The organism is Promicromonospora sp. NPDC057138 (genome assembly GCF_042670845.1).
Classification (GTDB): domain Bacteria; phylum Actinomycetota; class Actinomycetes; order Actinomycetales; family Cellulomonadaceae; genus Promicromonospora.
On sequence record NZ_JBHUUX010000040.1, the window covers coordinates 11,911 to 31,924 of the forward strand.

Annotated in this window: 16 protein-coding genes and 1 riboswitch; of the genes, 3 read left to right on the forward strand and 13 right to left on the reverse strand. The window is 73.7% G+C overall.

All coding sequences use genetic code 11. The features are described from left to right. Positions 1–95 precede the first annotated feature (95 nt). The 11 genes from ACFT2C_RS19485 to ACFT2C_RS19535 form a co-directional block, all read right to left on the reverse strand. Positions 96–614, reverse strand: coding sequence for a GNAT family N-acetyltransferase (locus tag ACFT2C_RS19485; RefSeq protein ID WP_377208728.1), 519 nt, complete (start codon positions 612–614; stop codon positions 96–98). A gap of 60 nt (positions 615–674) precedes the next feature. Continuing rightward, positions 675–2,009: an LLM class flavin-dependent oxidoreductase gene (locus ACFT2C_RS19490; RefSeq protein WP_377208729.1), complete on the reverse strand. Its 1,335-nt coding sequence runs from the start codon at positions 2,007–2,009 to the stop codon at positions 675–677. Continuing rightward, positions 2,006–3,343: an O-acetylhomoserine aminocarboxypropyltransferase/cysteine synthase family protein gene (locus ACFT2C_RS19495; protein ID WP_377208730.1), complete on the reverse strand. Its 1,338-nt coding sequence runs from the start codon at positions 3,341–3,343 to the stop codon at positions 2,006–2,008. The genes ACFT2C_RS19490 and ACFT2C_RS19495 overlap by 4 nt, the downstream gene beginning before the upstream one ends. Further along, positions 3,340–3,705: a rhodanese-like domain-containing protein gene (locus ACFT2C_RS19500; RefSeq protein ID WP_377208731.1), complete on the reverse strand. Its 366-nt coding sequence runs from the start codon at positions 3,703–3,705 to the stop codon at positions 3,340–3,342. Before ACFT2C_RS19500 ends, ACFT2C_RS19495 begins: the two co-directional genes overlap by 4 nt. 63 nt (positions 3,706–3,768) lie before the next feature. Next, the gene (locus ACFT2C_RS19505; RefSeq protein WP_377208732.1) at positions 3,769–4,929 is read right to left on the reverse strand and encodes an LLM class flavin-dependent oxidoreductase; all 1,161 of its coding nucleotides are present in this window, start codon (positions 4,927–4,929) and stop codon (positions 3,769–3,771) included. Between the two features lie 388 nt (positions 4,930–5,317). After that, a riboswitch (SAM riboswitch) is annotated at positions 5,318–5,429 on the reverse strand. A 341-nt stretch (positions 5,430–5,770) separates the two neighbouring features. Then, the gene (locus ACFT2C_RS19510) at positions 5,771–9,013 is read right to left on the reverse strand and encodes a GH92 family glycosyl hydrolase (RefSeq protein ID WP_377208733.1); all 3,243 of its coding nucleotides are present in this window, start codon (positions 9,011–9,013) and stop codon (positions 5,771–5,773) included. Then, positions 9,010–10,056 (reverse strand): LacI family DNA-binding transcriptional regulator, encoded by a 1,047-nt coding sequence (locus ACFT2C_RS19515; protein ID WP_377208734.1) that lies wholly within the window; start codon positions 10,054–10,056, stop codon positions 9,010–9,012. The genes ACFT2C_RS19510 and ACFT2C_RS19515 overlap by 4 nt, the downstream gene beginning before the upstream one ends. Beyond that, on the reverse strand, positions 10,053–10,976 hold the full coding sequence (locus ACFT2C_RS19520; protein ID WP_377208735.1) for a carbohydrate ABC transporter permease: 924 nt from the start codon (positions 10,974–10,976) through the stop codon (positions 10,053–10,055). The genes ACFT2C_RS19515 and ACFT2C_RS19520 overlap by 4 nt, the downstream gene beginning before the upstream one ends. Continuing rightward, positions 10,976–11,956, reverse strand: a complete 981-nt coding sequence (locus ACFT2C_RS19525) for a carbohydrate ABC transporter permease (protein ID WP_377208736.1) — start codon at positions 11,954–11,956, stop codon at positions 10,976–10,978. Before ACFT2C_RS19525 ends, ACFT2C_RS19520 begins: the two co-directional genes overlap by 1 nt. Continuing rightward, positions 11,953–13,239: an ABC transporter substrate-binding protein gene (locus ACFT2C_RS19530; RefSeq protein WP_377208737.1), complete on the reverse strand. Its 1,287-nt coding sequence runs from the start codon at positions 13,237–13,239 to the stop codon at positions 11,953–11,955. The genes ACFT2C_RS19525 and ACFT2C_RS19530 overlap by 4 nt, the downstream gene beginning before the upstream one ends. Before the next feature lie 214 nt (positions 13,240–13,453). Then, complete coding sequence (locus ACFT2C_RS19535; protein WP_377208738.1) at positions 13,454–16,513, reverse strand: alpha-mannosidase; 3,060 nt, start codon at positions 16,511–16,513, stop codon at positions 13,454–13,456. A 96-nt stretch (positions 16,514–16,609) separates the two neighbouring features. Between ACFT2C_RS19535 and ACFT2C_RS19540 the strand changes: the two genes are divergently transcribed. Genes ACFT2C_RS19540 through ACFT2C_RS19550 form a run of 3 tightly spaced genes read left to right on the forward strand, consistent with a single transcriptional unit; the run spans position 16,610 to position 18,278 of the window. Next, positions 16,610–16,987 carry a DUF1844 domain-containing protein gene (locus tag ACFT2C_RS19540; RefSeq protein WP_377208739.1) on the forward strand — a complete coding sequence of 126 codons (378 nt, stop codon included), beginning with the start codon at positions 16,610–16,612 and terminating at the stop codon, positions 16,985–16,987. Then, on the forward strand, positions 16,987–17,535 hold the full coding sequence (locus tag ACFT2C_RS19545; RefSeq protein WP_377208740.1) for a hypothetical protein: 549 nt from the start codon (positions 16,987–16,989) through the stop codon (positions 17,533–17,535). Before ACFT2C_RS19540 ends, ACFT2C_RS19545 begins: the two co-directional genes overlap by 1 nt. Further along, on the forward strand, positions 17,532–18,278 hold the full coding sequence (locus ACFT2C_RS19550) for a S1C family serine protease (protein ID WP_377208741.1): 747 nt from the start codon (positions 17,532–17,534) through the stop codon (positions 18,276–18,278). The genes ACFT2C_RS19545 and ACFT2C_RS19550 overlap by 4 nt, the downstream gene beginning before the upstream one ends. A 108-nt stretch (positions 18,279–18,386) precedes the next feature. Here the strand turns inward: ACFT2C_RS19550 and ACFT2C_RS19555 are convergent, their stop codons facing one another. Together ACFT2C_RS19555 and priA are read right to left on the reverse strand one after the other, a co-directional pair. Further along, positions 18,387–19,115: an SseB family protein gene (locus tag ACFT2C_RS19555; RefSeq protein ID WP_377208742.1), complete on the reverse strand. Its 729-nt coding sequence runs from the start codon at positions 19,113–19,115 to the stop codon at positions 18,387–18,389. Then, positions 19,112–19,873, reverse strand: coding sequence for a bifunctional 1-(5-phosphoribosyl)-5-((5-phosphoribosylamino)methylideneamino)imidazole-4-carboxamide isomerase/phosphoribosylanthranilate isomerase PriA (priA, locus tag ACFT2C_RS19560; protein ID WP_377208743.1), 762 nt, complete (start codon positions 19,871–19,873; stop codon positions 19,112–19,114). The genes ACFT2C_RS19555 and priA overlap by 4 nt, the downstream gene beginning before the upstream one ends. Positions 19,874–20,014: the final 141 nt, after the last annotated feature.

The following is a 20,014-nucleotide window of genomic DNA, read 5'->3' on the forward strand; positions in this document are numbered from 1 at the left end:
GTGGCGGGGGGGGGGGGGGCTCCCGCGTTTGTGGGTCTTGCTGGTCTACACCGGGTTCCCCACACCCCCCACCAACGGAAGGCCTGACCAGGCGGCTACAGGCGCTTCTCGAAGCAGATGCTCGACTCCGCCGGGTACGGCGGGTAGGGGTCGATGCGGGTCCAGCCCTCGCGCTCGTAGAGCGCCACCGCCTCGGGCTGCCGGATGCCGGTCTGCAGGCGGAGCACGTCGATCCCCCGGTCCAGCGCGGAGCGTTCGACGGCGGCCAGCACGCCCGCCGCCAGCCCCCGGCGGCGGTGGGTCGGGCGGACGAACATCCGCTTGACCTCGTGGATCACGGCGGGGTGGGCGGCGGTCCCGCCGAGCCGGCGCAGCGATCCGGTCGCCACCGCCTGATCGCCGTCCAGGGCGATCCAGGTCACCAGGATCTCCTCCGCCGTCGGCACGGTGCTCAGCTCGCCAGGACCTGCCGGGGCGAACAGGCGGGCGCGCTGCTCCCACAGGTCGGCGTAGCGCGGGGCGAGATCGCTGGTCATGGCCTCGCGCAGCGCGACGGCGCGGGGGTCGTCCCACGTGGTGGCGACCCAGGTCGGGTCCGAGACGATCACCGACACGGCGGTGCTCCTTCCAGTGTTCGGCCAGCGATCCGTTTGGGACCCGCCCCGGGCGCGGGCTCAGAACGCGCGCAGGTTCGCCCGCAGGCCGCCGTCGGCCCACTCCGTGCGGAGGATGCCGCGGCGGCGCAGGATCGGGACCAGCTCGTCGAGCGTGCGGTGCACGGTGACGGGGTGCAGGTCGCCCCACAGCAGGACGCCGTCGTTGCCCCACTCGCCGAGCTCCTCGATCAGGTCGGCGAGCTCGCCGGCCGTGCCGACCCAGCCGGAGCGGTCCGCGATGCGTCCCAGCCGGGCGAGCCCGCCCAGGAGCACGCGCAGCGGCGTGGTGGCCAGGTCGTGGTCGGCGACCAGACGCCGGATCGACCCGTGCGAGATGTGGTCGCCGAACAGCCCCGTGGGCAGCGGCTTGTCCAGGTCGAGCGCCGTGAGGTCGGTCTCCAGGTCGCTCGACTGCTGCTCGGCGATCCGCAGCAGCGTCGCGTCGTCCGGGTTCGCCGACGCCGCGACCAGCCGGTCGGCCTCCTGCGGGCTCGACACGAGCACCGGCTTGATCGCGAACAGCACCTTGACGTCGTCGAGCGCCCGGCCGGCGGCGCGCGCCGCGGCGTGCACCTTGGCGCGGTAGTCGCGCACGCTCCGCTCAGTCAGCGGCGCAAGCGCGAGCTGGACGTCGCTGTTCGCCCCCGCGAAGGCCATCCCGCGGCCCGACCCGCCGGGCGAGACGATCACCGGCTCGCCGTCGGCGTCGCGGAACGGGAGCGCGTTGAGCGGGCCGTCGAACGCGAAGTGCTCGCCGCGGTGCCGCACCGGGCGCAGCAGGCGCCCGTCGGCATACCGGCCCCCGGTCCCGCCGGAACCCGGGTCGGCGATCAGCGCACCGTTGTCCCAGGACCGCCACAGCGAGCGGACGCCGTCCAGCCACTCCTCGGCGCGGTCGTACGCGGGGTCGTGCCCCAGCGGCGGCGCGTCCGAGAAGTGGCGCGCGCTGCCCGTGTCGGTCACGAGGTTGAGCCCGAACCGCCCGCCCGACAGGTGCTGCAGCGTCGCGAGCTGGCGCGCCCCCGTGTAGGGCAGGACGGCGGCCGGGTTGACCGTCGGCACGACCCCGAGGTGCCGCGTGGCGGCGAACAGGTACGGGGCCAGCAGCAGCGGGTCGTGCTTGGGGCCGCCGAAGGCCTGCCGCACGCGCAGATCGATGGTCTCGGGGCTGCCGAGCGAGGGCGCGTCCTCGATGATCAGCAGGTCGACGCCCGCCTGCTCCAGCGCGCGGGCGGACTCGACATAGAGGTCGGGCCGGGTCCAGTCGTAGTTCCAGTCCAGGTAGTCGTGGCCCCAGCCGTGCGGCCCGAAGCCGCGGGCCAGGAACCAGCCCAGGTGCTGCTGGCGGGTCATGGTGTCTCCTCGGGATCGATGTCGGCGGGCGCCCGGACGGCTGCCGCGAGTCCCCGTTCGAGGTCGGCGATCAGGTCGGGCAGGTCCTCGACGCCGATCGACAGCCGCAGGGTGCCCGGGTGGACGCCCCCGGCGGCCTGCTCGGCGGGGGTGCGCAGCACGTGGCTCGTGGTCGGCGGGTGCAGCACGAGCGAGCGCACGTCGCCGATGTGCGTCATGTGCGTCACGACCTCGACCGTCTCGACGAACGCGCGGGCCGCGGGTGCGCCGCCGTGCAGGGTGAAGGTGAAGACGGAGCCCTGACCGTCCGGCAGGTAGCGCTTGGCCAGGGCGTACGACGGGCTGGAGTCCAGCCCGCAGTAGTCCACCGAGGCCACTTCGGGCCGGAACGCCAGCCACCGCGCGACCTCCAGCGCCGTGGCGCTCTGCCGCGCCACCCGCAGCGACAGGGTCTCGATCCCCTGACCCACGAGGAACGCGTTCAGCGGGGACGGCGTGGGGCCGAACCGCGGCGCCACGGTCTCGCGCAGGTACGCCAGGCGCGCCCGCCCGCCGTGCCGCTGGGGCACGCTCGGCCCGCCCGTGCGCGACGGCGCAACCAGGTGCGGGTACAGCCCGCCCGAAGCGGCCGGGTCGAACGTCCCGGAGTCGACGACGACGCCGCCCAGCACCGACCCGTGGCCCGCCAGGAACTTGCTGGCGGAGTGCACCACGACGTCGGCCCCGTGCTCGATCGGGCGCAGCAGGTAGGGCGTGGCGAGCGTGTTGTCGACGACGAGCGCCAGCCCGTGGGCGTGCGCGACGTCGGCCACGGCGGCGAGGTCGGGCAGGTCGTTGCGCGCGTTCGGGATCGACTCGAGGAACAGCACCCGGGTCTCGGGTCGGATCGCGCGCTCCCAGGCGGCCGGGTCGGCGGCGGCGTCGACGAAGTCGGCCTCGATGCCCAGCCGGGGCAGGTTCTCCAGGAGCAGCCCGCGCGTGCCCTCGTACAGGCTGGCGGCGGCGAGCACGCGCTGGCCGGCCGAGACCAGGCCGAGCAGCGCGAGGGTGACCGCCGCCTGGCCGCTGGCCACGAACAGCGCGTCCGCACCGCCTTCGAGCGCGGCGATCCGGCGCTCGACCGCGGCGGTGGTCGGGTTGCCGGTGCGGGTGTAGGCGTAGCCCTCGCCCGCGCCGAAGTGGCCGCCGGCCTGCTCCCACTCCTCGAACTCGAACCCGGCGGTCAGGTAGACCGGCGTGGCGCGCGGGGTCACGCGGCCGGGCGCGGGGGCGCCGGACGCACCGGCGTCGCGCCCGGCGTCCCCGTGCACCTGCCGGGTGGCGAACCCCGTCATGGCGCGGCGCTCGGTGCGGTGCTCGGCTCGGCCTCGGTCGCGGGCAGCCCGGCCTCCTTCCAGGCCGGGAACCCGCCGTCGACGTGCGAGACGTCGGTGTAGCCGCGCGCGGCGAGCGCCTCGGCGACCGGGCCGGAGCCGTTGACCGAGCCGCACACGATCACGACGGGTGTGTCGAGGGTGATCGCCGGGTTCTCGGACGGCCCGAACAGCGCGTCGAGGTTGTCGCGGTCGGCGAGCGTGGCGCCGGGGATCTCCCCGGACGACGCCCGGCCGGCGGCCGAGCGGACGTCGATCAGCAGGGCGCCGCCGGCGACCTTGGCGCCCGCTTCGTCGGGCGTCCGGAGCTCGGGAGTGGTCATGGATGTTCTCCTCAGGGTGGGTTCTTCGTGATGGACGTGCGTGTGCCGGACGGCGCGGGCCGGTCAGGCGCTCAGGAGCCGGCCGGTGGGGAGCGACCGTGGCGCCGCCTCGGCGTCGGGCAGCCCGAGCGAGGCGCGCAGCGTCCGGGCGGTCCGCTCGGTGCGGAACAGGCCCGCGCGCTGGAGGGCCGGTACGAGGTGGCCGGTGATCGCGTCGAGGTCCGAGCTGAGCGAGGCCGGGCGCAGCAGGAATCCGTCGGCGGCGCCGGCGGCGGCCCAGTCGGCCAGGAGGACGGCCAGCTCGTCCGGCGTGTCCGCGACGACGAACGCGCCCCGCCCGGGCTCCGTGCCCTCCAGCGCCTCGACGAGCTCCAGCCGCGCCCGGGCACTGGCCCGCTCGGCCGCGAGCACGACGTAGACCTCGGCGAGCACGCGCACCTCCTCGGGGTCGCGCCCGGCGGCCAGGGCCGAGTCCCGCACGAGCCGCCGCAGCCGGACCGCGTGCGCGGCGTCGGTCACGGCGATCCGCACGACGTCCGCGGTGCGCCCGGCCAGCGCGGCACTCGCGGCGGAGCGCACCCGCACGACGACGGGCGGGCGGGTCGGGGCCAACGACCCGCCGCCGTCGGCCTGGCGGCCGCGGATGGCGAAGCGGATCCCGTCGTGGTCCACGCGGAACCGGCCCTCGGCGTCGAGCTCGACGGCGCCCGACCCGGTGCCGGGGCGGCCCGTCCAGACCCGGTTCACCGACTGGATGCCCAGCTCGACCCGGGAGGACCACGCCTCGTCGGGCTCGGGGACCGCCGTCTGCCGGACGGCCTGCCAGCCCGCCCGGCCGCTGCTCGCGCGGTCCACGCTGCTGAGGGCGACGGCGGCGTGGGCCGCCTCGACGTGCACCGTGTCGACGGCGGCGACCAGCCCGACGCCCGCCGTGACCCGGGCGGCGCGGGCCGCGGCGACGACGGTGTCGAGCCGGCCGGTCACCTGGCCGCGCCCCGGGTGCAGCAGGAAGTCCTCGTCGAGGGTGACGAGGTCGAGCAGGCCGCGGTCGGCGGCCCGGACGAGCTGGAGGAACCGCTCGCCGTCGAAGGGGCGGGGCGGGATCGGGCCGCGGGCGCGGTGGGCGCCCGGCCGGGCCCCGGCCGAGGTGAGGTCCACGCCGAGCACGACGGGACGGGACGACGGGGCGGACGAGAAGGACAGGGGCTGCGGCGGGTACGGCACGGCGGGGCTCCGTTCGAGCGGCGGCTGCGTGACCACTCGCGGAGGACCCGGCCGGCGGCGCACGACTGTGCACGACGGCGGTTGCTGGGTCACCCGGGAGCGGGGCTGCCGGAGGGCAGGCGAGGGACGTCCGGTCAGGACGTGAGGGCCTGGTACGGCCGGGGCTCGGCGCGGTACGCCGAGAGGAGGTCTACGCGGCGGGCCGGCGGTGGCCGGTCAGCGCGTCGGTGCTGCCACTGTCAGCGACAGGAACGGAGGCAACACATGCTCTCGCGCGGGGCGGCACAGGCCCGGGCGCGAGCGTTCCAGGACGGCAGGGGCACGTGGACGGCGGGGGCAGCGCTCCGGGTCATCGTCGTTCTCCTCACCTGCTCGCCCTTCGGCGAGCGACGCGTGTTGTCATCCGCCGACGGCGGTGGACCTGGTCCTCACCCGGGGCACCCACCCGCGCGGGGGGTTGCCGTCCGACCAGCCGGGGCTTCGCGTCGGAACTCATGACCTGTCGAGACTTACTACACCTTTCCGGTCGGATTAGTGCTGTTTGCTTCGATGCCAGAGAAGATACGAATAGAACTCATCGGAGTCAACGATCTGTCCCCAGATCTCACATGCCGGGACCAGCACTCGCGGTCGGGCCTGGTCGCGAGATGCGGCCGGCCCTGACTTCGGTCCTTCGCACTGGCACCTTGTGACTTCGGTCCTTTGCTTCGAGATCGGTCGGTTGATTGACCGATCTCGAAGCAAAGGACCGAAGTCACAGAGCCTCCCGTGCAACTGACCGAACTCGTGCGCCGATGCGACCAGCAGCCGGCCCGGCAGCTCGGCAGTATGGCAGCTCGGCTCAGGCGACGAGCAGCTCCACCTGCGCGAGCACGCCACCGTCGCCGAGCTCCAGCCGGAGCCCCGTGAGCGGTACGGGCTCGTCCAGCACGAACGGTCGCAGCTGGCCCGGCCAGGGCCACTCCTCGCCGGAGCGCTCGTCCAGCACGCGCCCGTCGTCCGCGACCAGGCGCCAGGCCGACGGCGGCCGGCCATCCACACCCGCGCCAACGCCCACACCCGCAGCTGACCCTTCCGCTGCCGACGACGTCAAGGTGTAGCCGCGCAGCACCGCGCCCTCGGAGACCTCGCCTGTCGGCCGCCACTCGAGCGTTCCCGCCACCTCGACCGACGTCGTCAGGTCCCCGTCCGTCAGGTGCGGACGCGGGCCGTCCGCAGCGCGCCAGCCGCCGTCGGCCCGCTGCCACAACCCGGCGGGCGCCGCACCAGCACCAGCACCCAGCTGCTCGCCCGACCTCGACGCCGCCGGCACGCCCCAGCGCGTCGGTGTTGCAGAGAGCGCGAACCGCAGGGTCGCTCCCCCGGTCAGGTCCCCGTGCTCCACCGAGGGCGACGTGACCGCCCTGGCCGCGCCGTCGGCGTCGGACAGCTCGAGCCCCGCCACGTACCAGCGGTCGGCCGCGCCCGGCGCCTCGACCACGAGGTCGCCGTCGGGCCGGTGCACCACCGCCCGCTCGAAGAGCGGGGAGCCCACGGCCCAGCGCGACGACCCGATCTCCAGCGGGTACAGCCCCAGCGCCGAGAGGACGTACCAGGCCGACATCTCGCCGTTGTCCTCGTCGCCGTGGTAGCCCTGCCCGATCTCGCTGCCGGTCCACAGGCGCGCCAGGATCTCGCGCACGGTCTCCTGGGTCCGGTCCGGCCGGCCGGCGAACAGCCACACGTACGGGATGTGGTGCGAGACCTGGTTGGACTGGCCGAGCTGGCCCAGGCGCACGTCGCGCGCCTCGACCATCTCGTGGATCACGGACCCGTAGGACCCGGGCTTGTCCGCCCGCTCGGGGGTGGCGAAGAACCTCTCCAGCAGCCGCGCGAGGCCGTCGGGGCCGCCGTGCAGGGCGGCCAGGCCCGCGCCGTCGTGCACCGGGTGGAACAGGAAGTTCCAGGCGTCGGACTCGGTGTAGTCGCCGCCCCACTCGTCGGGGTCGAACCTGCCCGGGCCGAACGAGCCGTCCCGGCCGCGGCCCCGGAAGAACCCGGTGGCCGCGTCGAAGAGGTGGGCGTACCCGAGCGAGCTCTGCCGCAGGTAGGCGGCCTCGTCGCGCAGCGCGCGGCGCCGGCTGTCCGGGGTGCCGGGCGCGTCCGCGAGCACCTGCGCCATCCGGGCGAGCCCGGCGTCGTTGATGTAGCCCTCCAGGCCCCAGGACACCGACTCGTCGACGTCGCGGGGCACCCAGCCGTGGGTCAGCGCGAAGGCCTGGCCCTTGCGTCCGACGCCGGACCGGGTGGGCAGCGCCGTCGCGTCCCGCAAGCCCGCGTCGTAGGTGGCGAGCGGGTCGGGCAGGGGGACGCCGCGTAGGTAGAGGTCGGCGAAGGCGACGTCGGACGACGTGCCGGTCATCAGGTCCGCGTAGCCCGGCGAGGACCAGCGCGCGACCCAGCCGCCCTCGCGGTACTGCTGGACGAACCCGTCGGCGAGCCGCGCGGCGACCTCCGGGTAGAGCAGCGCGTAGGCGGGCCAGCAGGTGCGGTAGGTGTCCCAGAAGCCGTGGTTGACGAACATCTCACCCGGAATGACGGGTGCGCCGTCGAGGACGGGCGAGGCGTGCACGGGCTCGCCGTCGGCCCCGGTCTCCGTGTACGAGGACGGGTACAGGTTCAGCCGGTACAGGTTCGAGTAGAGCGTGACCTGCTGCTCCTGGGTGGCGCCCTGCACGTCGAGCACGCCGAGCCGCTCCTCCCACTGCGCGCGGGCGCGCTCGGCGACCTCCTCGAAGGTCCCGGCCACCTCGCGCTCCAGGGCGCGCTGGGCGAGGTCCGCGCTGATGTACGACGTCGCCACGCGCACCTCGACCGTGCGGCCCGCCTCGTCCTGCGGCCCAGCCGCCGGGTCCAGCGCGACGGTCGCGTAGGTGGCGTGGTCCCGGCCGCGGGCCGGGCCGGTGCGCAGGACGGGCCGGGAGATCCGGCCCGCCACGTACATCCGGCTGCGGCCCACCGAGAGCGCGCTGCCGTGGTCGCTCCAGCCGGTGAGCGTGCCGTCGTCGTGCACGGTGATCGCGACGGGCGGGCCGTCGGCGCCGGCGTCGCTCACGGCGTCGACGATCAGGTGGCCGGTGGTGGCGCCGGGCGGGAAGGTGAACCGGAGGACGCCGCCGTGGTCGGACGCCGCGACGGCCATGCGGGCGCCGCCGTCGAGATCAACGGAGTAGAGGTGCGGGCGGGCGGTCTCGTCGTCGTGCGAGAAGCCGAGGGCGCGGGCCGCGAGGCCGGCGTCGGGCACCTCGGCGGGGCCGGCGCCTTCGCCAGAGCCGTCGCCCGGCAGGGCCGGGACCAGGTGGAATGCGAGCTGGTCGCGGTCCCCCATCCACGGGCTCGGCTCGTGCGAGATGCCGACGCCCTGCAGGCGCGGGCGGTTGTCGGGCCCGTTGTGCGCGGCCCACGAGTACAGCCACCGGTCCGACGACGCGTCGGTGAGCGGCACCCACATCGTGAACCCGTTCGGCACGGCGGCCGCGGGCACGGTGTTGCCGCGGGAGTACGCGCCCGAGGAGTGGGTCCCCCGCCGGGTGTCGACGAGGTCCGTGCGGCCACCCGCCGCCCCCGCCGGGCGCGGCCCGACCGTCACCCCGTCGAGCCACACCTCGGCGCGCCCGCCGTCCGGGGGCGCCGTCACGACGGCGGCCGCGCGCACGCGCCGTCCGGGCGCCAGCTCGGCCACGGCGTCCAGGTCCACGCGGACCACGTTCCAGTGGTCGGGCACCAGGATCCGCGCCTCTCCTTGCCCGACGGCGGTCGCGGGCATCCCGTGCTGGTCGGTCAGCGCGCGCCCGGGCTCCGTCTGCAGCAGCCACGTCCCGTCGTCGAGCAGCAGGTCGACCGCGACGTAGGTCGAGCGGTAGGTGAGCTCGTCGTCGAGCACGGGCAGGAGCGCGTAGCGCAGGGTGACGCCGGCCTCGACCGGGACGTCCAGGCCGTCGAGCACCACGGTGCGGCCCGCGCCGTCGTGAGTGATCCGCCGCGCGTCCGGACCGGTCAGGCCGACGCCGGGCCGGCCCGCCGGGACGTGCGCCGGCCCCGTCACGCCGCCCCCTGAGGGACCCGGCCCGTGCTGCCGCGCACGGTCAGCTCGGGCGTCGGCGCGCGGACGACGTCGGGCACGCTCTGGCCGCGGACGAGCGACAGCACGGTCTGCGCGACGAGCTCGCCGAGCTCGAAGGTGTCCCGCGTCATCGCGGTGAGCGGCGGGTGCGCGAGGCGCACCAGCTCGGAGTCGTCGAAGGAGGCGACCGAGATGTCGCTGGGCACGCCCAGCCCGGCCTCGGCCAGTACGGTGACGCCCGCGAGCGCGGCGACGTCGGAGTCGTAGACGATGGCGGTGGGCCTCTCGTCGCGGGCCAGCAGGGCCCTGGTGGCTGCCGCGGCCTCGTCCTGCGAGAAGTCCGTCGGCACTGTCGTGACGTGCATGCCGAGCCGCGCCCCGGCGTCGTGCAGGGCCGAGACCCGCCGCGCGGAGTGCACGTAGGCGGGGATGCCACCGACGTGGCCGACGCGCACGTGCCCGAGACCGGCCAGGTGCTCCGCGAGCGCGGTCATCGCGGCGTGGTCGTCGGCGAACACGGCGGGCACGGGTCCCGGCGTGCCGTCGCCGCCGACCAGCACGGCGGGCAGGCCCATCCGCACCAGCTCCTCGGGGCGCGGGTCGTCCTGCTCGAGGTCGAGCACGACGACGCCGTCGGTGCGCCGCTCGGCCGCCCAGCGCCGGTAGACGTCGAGCTCGGCGGACACGTCCTCGACCACGAGCAGCTGGAGGGCCACGAGGTCGGTGGACAGCCGCGCCTGCAGCCCCGAGACCAGCTGGGCGAAGAACGGCTCGACACCCAGCGTCCGAGCGGGGCGCGCGACGACCAGCCCTACCGTGTCGGCCCGGCGCCCGCCGAGGGCACGCGCGGCGACGTTCGGCCGCCAGCCCAGCTCGGCGACGGCGGCCAGGATGCGGGCCCTGGTCTGCTCGCTGATCCCGGGGCGGTCGTTCAGCGCGAACGAGACCGCCGTCGGGGACACGCCGGCGCGGGTGGCGATGTCGGCGATGGTGGGCCTGCGGCCCGGGCGCTCGGACGCCGTCACCCCTTGATCGCCCCCTCGCCGACGCCGCGGAAGAAGTACCGCTGCAGCGCCGCGAAGAACACCACGATGGGGATGAACGCGATCATGGTGCCGGCCGCGACGACCCGCGGGTTGTTCGTGAACGTGCCGGACAGGTACTGCAGGCCCACCGTGAGCGTGAACTTGTCGGGCGTCGTCAGCACGATCAGCGGCCACAGGAAGTCGTCCCACGCGCCGATGAACGAGAAGATCGTGATGACGGCGAGCATGCCCAGCACGTTGGGCAGCCCCACGCGTACCAGCCGCTGCCACGCGTTCGCCCCGTCCACGATCGCCGCCTCGTCCAGCTCCTTCGGGATCGCCGCGAACGCCGTCCGCATCAGCAGCACGTTGAGCATGCCGATCGCCCCCGGCAGAGCGACGCCGAGCAGGGTGTCGGCGAGCCCGAGCTGCCGGACCGTCAGGTACTGGGCCACGATCGTGGCCTCGCCGGGCAGGAGCATCGTCAGCAGGATCGCCCCCATCACGAGCTTGACGCCGCGGAACCTCAGCCGCGCCAGGGCGTACCCGGCCATGGTGGCGCCGACGATGTTGCCGAGCACCACGATCCCGGCCACCACAATCGAGTTTCCGGCGAACCCCAGGATCGGGACCGTCTCGAATGCCTTCACGTAGTTGTCGAACGTGGGGCTGCTCGGCAGGAAGCTCGGGTTGGCGGTGTAGATGTCCTCACCGGCGCCCTTGAGCGAGGTGGACAGCTGCCACAGGAACGGGCCGAGCGTGATGAACAGCACCACGACCAGCAGCGCGTACCGCAGCACCACCTCGCGGGTCGACGGCGTCGTGAACCCGCGGGACCCGGTGCGCGACGTGACCGTGCGGGGCGTGCCCTCGCGCGACTTGACCTCGCGCGACGTGACGGTGCCTGATGTGACCCCCATCAGTCCCTCCCCCGGTTGATCCGCGCGATCACCAGCAGCGGACCCAGCGTGATGACGAACAGCAGCAGCGAGAGCGCCGAGGCATAACCCAGGTTGCCGCTGAACCCGCGCGCGTACATCTGGATGAGCATGACCACAGAGACGTCGGCGCCGCCGACGCCGCCCGTGCCGTCGGTCAGGATGTAGAGCTCGGCGAACACCCGCAGCGCGGACACCGTGATCATCACCGACACCAGCAGCATGGTGTTGCGCACGCCCGGGATCGTGATGGACCGGAACCGCCGCAGCGCCCCCGCCCCGTCGACGGCGGCCGCCTCGTGCAGCTCACGCGGCACGCCGCCCAGCGCCGACAGGTAGATCACCATGTAGTAGCCCAGGCCCTTCCAGATGGTCAGGCTGATGGCGCTGAACAGGACGAGCCAGCGGTCGGTGAGGAACGGGATCGCCTCGGTGACGAACCCCAGGCTGACGGCCATCGAGTTGATGACGCCCCGCTCGTCGAGCAGCCAGCCCCAGACGAGGGCGACCACCACGGCGGAGGCCACCACGGGCGTGTAGAACGCCGTGCGGAAGAACGCGATGCCCGGCAGCTTCTTCTCCACGAGCACGGCCAGCCCCAGCGGCACGAGCAGCAGGAACGGCACGCACACGAGCATGTAGACGATCGAGTTGACCAGCGCCGTCGCGAGCTGCGCGTCGCTGAGCATCCGCTCGAAGTTGGCGAACCCGACGAGCTCGCCGCCCGACAGCACCCGCACGTTCGTGAACGCCAGGAAGAACGTGTTCGCCGTCGGCCACAGGTTGAAGACGAGCAGGAACAGCAGGGCCGGCGCCACGAGGAACCACGGCGTGAACCACGCGTGCGTCCGGACGGCGTGGGCGGGGAGCGGCTCTGCGGCGCGGGCAGAGGTCCGCTCAGCAGGCAGAGCCCGGAACCGACGGTTCCGGACCCCGCGCACCGCCGACGCCGCTCGGGTCACTGGTCGGCGAGCAGCTTGTTGCACTCGTCGACCGCCGCGTCCAGGGCCTCCTGCGAGGTCGTGTCCCCCGCGATCGCCGCCGCGAACTGCTGGTTGATGATGGTGGTCATCGCCTCGTTCACCTCGACCGGCTGCAGCACCTGCGCGGTGGTGAGGTTGCGATAAGCGATCTGCTTGGCGTCGCCGCCCGGCGTGCCGTCGCTCTCGGCGAGCTCCGGCTTCTCCTGCGACGCGGTGGTGGACGGGAAGACGCCGGGCACCTCGGCCGCGAACGCCTCCTGGTTGGCGGCGTCGGTGACGAACCGGGCCAGCACGACCGCCGTCGCCGGGTTCGCGGACTGGCTGGAGACCGACAGGCCCTGGACGTACAGGGGCGTGGCGCCCATGTACGGCGAGGAGGTGATCTTGCCCTCCAGGGACGGGTTGTTCTCCAGGACGCTGGCGATGAAGTTGCCGCCGCCCGTCGACCACGCGACCTTGCCCTCGGTGAAGAGCTGGCTGTTGCCGAGGTAGGCGTCGGTGAGCACGTCGTCGGGCAGGAGGCCGTCGGCGTACGCGTCGCGGTAGACGTCGAGCAGCGCGGCGGCCTCGGGAGTGTTGAACGTGAACTCGGTGCCGTCGTCGGACAGCACCGGGAGGCCCTCGGCCGCGAAGTCGCCCAGGCCGGGCTTGCGGCTCATCAGGTAGCCGCCCGTTTCGTCCATCATGGTGCGCGCCTGCGCGACGAGCTCGTCGAGGGTCCTGGGCGGCGCCGCCGGGTCGAGGCCGGCCGCCTCGAACATGTCGGTGTTCCAGTAGTTCAGGTCCGTGGTCAGGTACCAGGGGAACCCGAACGTGCCCTCGATGCCGCCGTACCCGTACGCGTCCAGCGCGCCGGCCACGTAGGTGTCCTCCAGCGTCTCGTCGACCGTCGTGAGGTCCGTGATCAGGCCCTCGCGGGCCAGCGAGAGCGCGAAGTCCGGAGGCAGGTTCGTGACGTCCGGCAGCTCGCCGGCGGCGGCCTGGGTCAGCACCTTCTCGGAGTAGCCGTCGCCCGGCTGGTCGAGCCACGTCACCGTCGTGCCCGGATACTCCTGCTCGAAGTCGTCGATGACGCCCTCGACGTACTCGGTGAAGCTGGGCTTGAGCGCCCAGGTCTGGAACGTGACCTCGCCGGTCACCTCGCTCGAGGCGTCCGCCCCGGCGTCACTCTCCGCGCCGCCCGCACCATTGAGGGCACAGCCGCCGAGGGCGGCCAGCATGGTCAGGGCCGCTCCCGCGGCCCCGATCCTCCGGATCGTCATGACAGTTCCTTCCAGCAGATGCTTCGTCGCGTCCTGGGGTACATGCCGTGTGCTCTTGCTTCGGCGACTAAAGCGCTTTAGCAACGCCAGCGTGCCGCGCACCCCTGCTGCTGTCAAGACGCACCCCCACCCCACCCTCGTTGAGTGCTGGCTATTTGTGGATCTGAGCCCGCGAATCCCACAAATAGCCAGCACTCAACCTGGGGCCTGGCGGTCAGGCTCGCGTGAAGCGGAGCGTGCGGACCTCGAACGGGGCGAGCTCGACCACTACGGCGCCGTCCGCCGTCACCTCCACCGCGCGCGCCTCGACGTCGTCCTCGATCAGGCTCACGGTGCGCGCCCCGGCGACCGGCGCCGCCACCGTGACGGTGCCCGCCGCGCGGCGCCCCAGCGCCTCGTACACCCGCACCACGAGGTCGCCCGACCGGTCGTCGGCGAGCTTGACCACGGACAGCGTCACCCCGCCGGCCACGCTCACCAGCGGCTCGAACCCGGCCCCGCCGCGCAGCTCGCGCGGCCGGGCGCCGAAGGTGGCGCCCGCCTCGGTCGCGGCCGCGGCGTCCGCCCCCACCACCAGGCCGTACCGGTGCGTCTGGACGCCCTGGTCCGTCTCGGGGTCGGGGAACCGCGGGGCTCGCAGCAGCGACAGGCGCACGGTGGTCGTCACCTCGGGCACGCCGGGCGCGGGCGCCACACCGTCGTCGGAGACCTCGCGGGTCACGTCGTACCCGTAGATCGAGTCGTTGACGAGCCCGACGCCGAAGCCCGGCTCCTCGGCGAGCACCCACCGGTGCATGGAGGTCTCGAACTTGGCGGCCTCCCAGCTCGTGTTCGTGTGCGTGACCCGCTGGTGGAAGCCGAACTGCGTCTCGGCCGCCACGTGCTCGGCGCGCACGTCGAGCGGGAAGGCGACCTTGAGGAACTTCTCGGCCTCGTGCCAGTCAGTCTCCATCGACACCTCGAGGGTCCGGCTGCCCGGGGCGAGGGTGAGCACCTGGTCGAGGCTGGAGGAGGAGAACGCCCGGTGCACGGACACCGTGGCCACGCCATCGTCCACGGTGGCGGTGACCTTCTCGGCCTCCCGCAGGTCGGTCACCGAGTTGCGGTAGAACCGGTCCACGTCCCAGGCGTCCCACTTGTTCGGGAAGTCCTGGTGCAGCTGCAGCACGTTCGCCTCGCGCCCGGGCGCGACGGCGTCACGGCCGCTGGCCAGGTCGATCGCGGACGTCACGTGGCCGGCGGCGTCCAGCGTGACCCGGACGAGGTCGTTCGCCAGGACGTACCCGCCGTCGGGCAGCTCGGTCAGGGTGCTCGGCGCCGCCGTCGGGCCGGAGGCCGGGGCGACGCCCAGGGCGGGGACGCCCGCCTGGGCGAAGACCGCGGGGTTGGCGCGCAGGGCGGTGTCGCCGTCGCCGACGAGGGTGCGCAGCGAACGGTCGATGATCTCCTGAACGCCCGCCGTGACCGCCGCGTGCTGCGCGACGGCCTCGCGGTGCACCCACGCGATGGAGGTGCCGGGCAGGATGTCGTGGAACTGCATCAGCAGGACCTGCTGCCACAGGGCGTCCAGCTCCTCGTACGGGTAGGCCGCGCCCGTCCGGGCCGACGCCGTCGCCGCCCACGCCTCCGCCTCGACCAGCAGCTGCTCGTTGCGGCGGTTGCCCTGCTTGGTCCTGTGCTGCGAGGTCAGGGTGGCCCGGTGGAGCTCCAGGTAGAGCTCGCCCACCCAGACAGCGCTGTCACCGTGTCCGGAGGCGACCAGCTCCCCGCGAGCGCGCTCGAAGAACGCGTCCGGGTGCTCCCAGCGGACCTTCGCGCTGCCCTCGAGGTCGGCCAGCCGGCGGGCCTTGCCCGTCATCTCCCGGGTGGTGCCGCCACCGCCGTCGCCCCAGCCGACGGGCGCGATCGAGCCGGTGGCGTGCCGCGCCTCGCGGAACTGGCGCGCCGCCTTGGCGACCTCCTCGCCCGAGAGCTGCGAGTTGTAGGTGTCCATCGGCGGGAAGTGCGTCAGGACGCGGGACCCGTCGATGCCCTCCCACCAGAACGTGTGGTGCGGGAACACGTTGACCTGGTTCCACGAGATCTTCTGCGTGAAGAACCAGTCGAAGCCCGCGCGGCGCACGAGCTGCGGCAGGGCCGGCGAGTAGCCGAACGAGTCCGGCAGCCAGACACCGTGCGTCCGCAGGCCGAGCTCGCGCTCGAAGAACCGCTGCCCCTGCGAGAACTGCCGCGCGAGCGCCTCGCCCGACGGCATCACGGTGTCCGACTCGACCCACATGCCGCCCAGCGGCAGGAACCGGCCCTGGGCGACCGCCTCCTTGATCCGGGTCCACACCTCGGGTCTGTGCTCCTTGACCCACGCGTACTGCTGCGCGGACGACATGCCGTACACGAAGTCGTCGGTGCGGTCGATGAGGTCCGCCATGGACGACGTCGTCCGGGCGACCTTGCGGATCGTCTCCCGCACCGGCCACAGCCAGGCGGAGTCGATGTGCGCGTGGCCGACCGCCGAGATCTCGTGGGCGCTCGCCTCCGCCGGGCTGGCGAGCACGTCCGCGAGCGCCGCCCGCGCGGCGGTCGCCGTCTCGGGGATGCGCTGCAGGTCGAGGACGTCGAGGGCGTCGTCGAGGGCCTGCAGGATCCGCATGCGGCGCGGCCCGGTGGGCAGCTCGGCCTGCAGCTCGAGCAGCACCTCGATGTCGAGGGCGAGGTCGTGCACCTCGGCCTCGAAGATCGCGAGGTCCATGCGCCGGGTCGTGTACAGCGGGCGCGGGGACGCGGTGGTGGTGTCGCCCTCCTGGGTCACGAGGAAGGGGTGGTAGTCCAGCAGCACGGGGTTCGACGCCGCCTCCAGGAGCAGCTCGACCTGTTCGCCGCCGGTCGCGGCGTCGGCCACGGGGACGTGCTGGTTGCGCGGGTTGATCGACTTCACCGGGCTGCCGTCGGGCCGGTAGACCAGCGCCTCGCACTGGAAGCCGGGCATGTTGACGTCGAAGCCGAGGTCCACGACAGCCTCGACGGGCCGGCCTGCCCACTCGGCGGGCACCGCGCCCGTCAGCCGGAACCAGGTGGTGCCCCAGGCCGGGCCCCACGGCGTGCCCACCTCGTAAGGCTCCATCGCGAGGGCCAGGCCCTCGGCCGGGGGAACCGGCTCACCTGGTAGGACGTGCCACTCGACGTCGAGCGGTACGGACGTCCCGTGGACCGCCGGCCAGATGCGCTCCGTCAGCACGCGGTGCGCGCGCCCGGTGGTCAGTGTGATGTCGTCATGCATCGAAGGGCCTCCCCTGTGTCACCGTTGAACGCACGCAGGCTACCTGCCGGGCCCGATGTTCACCCGCACCCCTGCCGGGATGGAAGGATGGTGCCCATGAGCACCACCGATGAGAACCCCACCGGCATCGACGCTCCGGTAGGCGCTGACCAGGCCACACGCGATATCGCCGAGGTCGCGGCGGTCGAGGTCATCGTGACCGCCGCCGTGCACCTGATGAGTGCCGCCGCGGTGAAGTGCGGCCTGGCCGAGGGCGACGACGCCGCGGAGCTGCAGGACCTCGACGAGGCCCGCAAGCTGATCACCGCGCTGGCCGCGCTGGTGGTCGCGGCCTCGCCGGACCTCGGCAACGAGCACGCCCGGTCGCTGCGCGACGGCGTGCGCAGCCTCCAGCTCGCGTTCCGGGAGGCGTCGGTGATCCCCGACGCGCCGGGCGAGGGGCCGGGCGAGAAGTACACGGGCTCCGTCGTCTGATGACCGAGGCTCCCGTCGTGGCGGCACCCGGGCCCGCGCCCGCACCGGGGCCGCGTCGTAGCTCACTCTGGCTCGCCGTCCTCCTCGTGGCCACGATCGCCGTCGGCGCGTACCTGTGGGTGACCACCGTCCGCTGGCAGCGCAACTCCGCCGAGTGGGAGGAGAAGGCGCACGTGTACGCCGAGGAGGTGGCCTCGCTGCGGATGCAGCTCGACGGCGCCAGCTCGGAGCTGGAGGCCGCCCGGGACCAGCTGTCCACGGCGACGGCGCGCATCTCGGACCTGGCGAACGAGAAGGCCCAGCTCGGCGACGAGAACATCGCCTCGCAGCAGTATCTCGACTACCAGACGCAGGTCAGCGCAGCCGCGGCCACCGTGGCGTCCGCGCTGGGGCAGTGCGTGTCGGGCCAGGAACAGCTCGTCGGCTATCTCAAGGAGGCCGAGCAGTACGAGGCCGCGGACCTGAGCCGCTACGAGCGGCAGGTCAACGCGCTGTGCGCCGACGCCGACGACGCGAACGAGTCGCTGCAGCGGGAGATTCGCCCGTGAGGTCGCGGGCCGGTCGGCGCGCGGGGCGCGCCGTGGTCGTCTGCGCGCTGCTTGCCGGGTCGCTGGGCGGGTGCGGCGTACTGCCGCCGATGCCGGACCCGGTGCCCGCCGACATCGTGCCGTCCGCGCCGGCGGACCTCTCCCCCGCGGCCGGCGGCGACGCCCTGAGCCCCGACGGGTTCGACGCGGTGGAGCGCATGGCCGTGCGCATCCGCAACGTGGGCTGCGAGGAGCTGTCGACGGGTTCCGGGTTCGCCGTCGACGAGCACACGCTGATCACGAACAAGCACGTCGTCGCGGACTCGAAGGACCTCGAGGTCAGCACGTACGACGGGCACGACATCACGGTCGGCGCCACGTCCACTGCCGGGCTGGCCGACCTCGCGGTGGTGCGCACCACCGATGCCCTGCCGTCGTTCCCGGAGCTGGCCGACGCCGACCCGGAGCCCGGCGACCCCGTCACCGTGGTGGGCTACCCCGCGGGCGGCGAGCTGACCGTGACGGAGGGCGAGGTCATGGGCACGACCCGCGACCCGCTGAACGCGAACCTCGGCGAGGTGCTGCTCACGAACGCGCCGGTCGAGCCGGGGTCGTCGGGGTCGGCGGCGCTGGACGCCAAGGGCAAGGTGATCGGCGTCGTCTACGCCAAGACGGCCGACGACAACAGCCTGCTCGTGCCCCTGTCGACGCTCCAGGACATGCTGGGCGACGACACGGCGTTCACGCCGGCGAAGGGCTGCTGAGCCCGGATCTGAAGGGTCCGCCTCCAGCACACGGTTGGGCGTGCTTTTCGACTGGAGTGCACGCGCAACCGTGTGGTGGAGGCGGACCTATGAGCTGGCTCGCTCGGCTCAGCGCGCGGCGCCGATCCGCAGCTCCAGCGAGTCCACGCGCGACGAGATCACCTCGGACGCCGCCAGGCGGGCATTGACCTGGCCTAGCACCGCGTCGAGTCCCGCCCGGTCCAGGCCCGGGTCCAGCGCGAGCACCACCGCGACCTCCGCCTTGCGGCCCGGTTCGGCGTGCGCCCGCACGACGTGCTGCACCGGGGCGGCGGCGACCGCCACCTCGGACGCGACCTCCGGGTCGACGACGAGCCCGTCCTCGTGCGGGACGAGCGCGGGCCGCCACTCCTGCCCCTGGGCCAGCGCCCACACGGCGGGCCGCGGGACGAGCGCCGTCGACGGACCCGCGGGGTCCACGACGATCAGCGCCCAGTTCTCGTTCACGGCGGACAGCGCGGCGCGCGACGCCTCGACCGGCACGGGCCGCGCGTCGGCCCGCCAGGCCTGCATCGCCGCGACGGACGTGAAGACGGGCAGCGCCCGGCGGCCGTCCGGGGCCTCCAGCGCCACGACCCCCGAGGACGCCTCCTTGTCGACGGTCAGGCCTTCCGGGTTCTGCTCGGCGACGCCGAGCTCGGCCAGGACCGGCACCAGCACACGGGTCTCGGCCAGCCGGGCGACGACGTCGCGCAGCGGGACCGTCCCGGTCGTGTAGCCGGACAGCAGCCGGGTCAGCTCGGCGTCGGCCGAGCCGTCGTCGTCCGCGAACTGGCTGGAGGGCTGGATGGACTTCACTGACCGGCCTCGTCGCCCACCGACGCTGCGGGGTCGGGGCGGCCGGCGACCTCGAGCGCCTCGGGGAGCGTGAACGCGCCCGCGTAGAGCGCCTTGCCGACCACGGCGCCCTCGATGGTGCCCAACGCGCGCAGGTCGCGCAGGTCGTCGAGCGAGGAGATGCCGCCCGAGGCGACGACGTGCGCGGAGGTGCGCGCGGCGACGTCGGACAGGAGGTCCAGGTTGGGGCCGCGCAGCGTGCCGTCCTTGGTGACGTCGGTGACGACGTAGCGGACGCAGCCCGCCTCGTCGAGACGCCCGAGGACCTCCCAGAGGTCCCCGCCCTCCTTGGTCCAGCCGCGCGCGGCGAGCGTGGTGCCGCGGACGTCGAGTCCGACGGCGACGCGGTCGCCGTGCTCGCCGATGACCTTGGCCGTCCAGGCCGGGTCCTCGAGCGCGGCGGTGCCCAGGTTGACGCGCCGCGCGCCGGTCGCGAGGGCCCGCTCCAGCGACTCGTCGTCGCGGATGCCGCCCGACAGCTCGACCTGCACGTCCAGCTCGCCCACCACGCGGGCGAGCAGTTCGGCGTTGGAGCCGCGCCCGAAGGCGGCGTCCAGGTCCACGAGGTGGACCCACTCGGCGCCGCCGGACTGCCAGTCCAGGGCGGCCGTGAGCGGGTCGCCGTACGAGGTCTCCGAGCCGGCCTCGCCCTGGACGAGGCGGACGGCCTGGCCGTCGGCGACGTCGACGGCGGGCAGGAGCACGAGCCGGTCGTTCATGTCTCTCCAAGTTTCGATCTGTCCAGGGGTGGGTGCTGCGCCGTTGGTGGGGGATGTAGTTTACCCGGGAGACAACAAAGACCAACCCCCAAGCGGGGGGTGGTGACGGGGGGGGGCCCGTGAGCACAATGGTTGGTCACC

Bases quoted from the DNA above. Each gene is read 5' to 3' on its own strand.
- ACFT2C_RS19490 (WP_377208729.1), bottom strand. From the start codon at position 2,009: ATGACCCGCCAGCAGCACCTGGGCTGGTTCCTGGCCCGCGGCTTCGGG.
- ACFT2C_RS19495 (WP_377208730.1), bottom strand. From the start codon at position 3,343: ATGACGGGGTTCGCCACCCGGCAGGTGCACGGGGACGCCGGGCGCGAC.
- ACFT2C_RS19500 (WP_377208731.1), bottom strand. From the start codon at position 3,705: ATGACCACTCCCGAGCTCCGGACGCCCGACGAAGCGGGCGCCAAGGTC.
- ACFT2C_RS19520 (WP_377208735.1), bottom strand. From the start codon at position 10,976: ATGGGGGTCACATCAGGCACCGTCACGTCGCGCGAGGTCAAGTCGCGC.
- ACFT2C_RS19530 (WP_377208737.1), bottom strand. From the start codon at position 13,239: ATGACGATCCGGAGGATCGGGGCCGCGGGAGCGGCCCTGACCATGCTG.
- ACFT2C_RS19535 (WP_377208738.1), bottom strand. From the start codon at position 16,513: ATGCATGACGACATCACACTGACCACCGGGCGCGCGCACCGCGTGCTG.
- ACFT2C_RS19540 (WP_377208739.1), top strand. From the start codon at position 16,610: ATGAGCACCACCGATGAGAACCCCACCGGCATCGACGCTCCGGTAGGC.
- ACFT2C_RS19545 (WP_377208740.1), top strand. From the start codon at position 16,987: ATGACCGAGGCTCCCGTCGTGGCGGCACCCGGGCCCGCGCCCGCACCG.
- priA (WP_377208743.1), bottom strand. From the start codon at position 19,873: ATGAACGACCGGCTCGTGCTCCTGCCCGCCGTCGACGTCGCCGACGGC.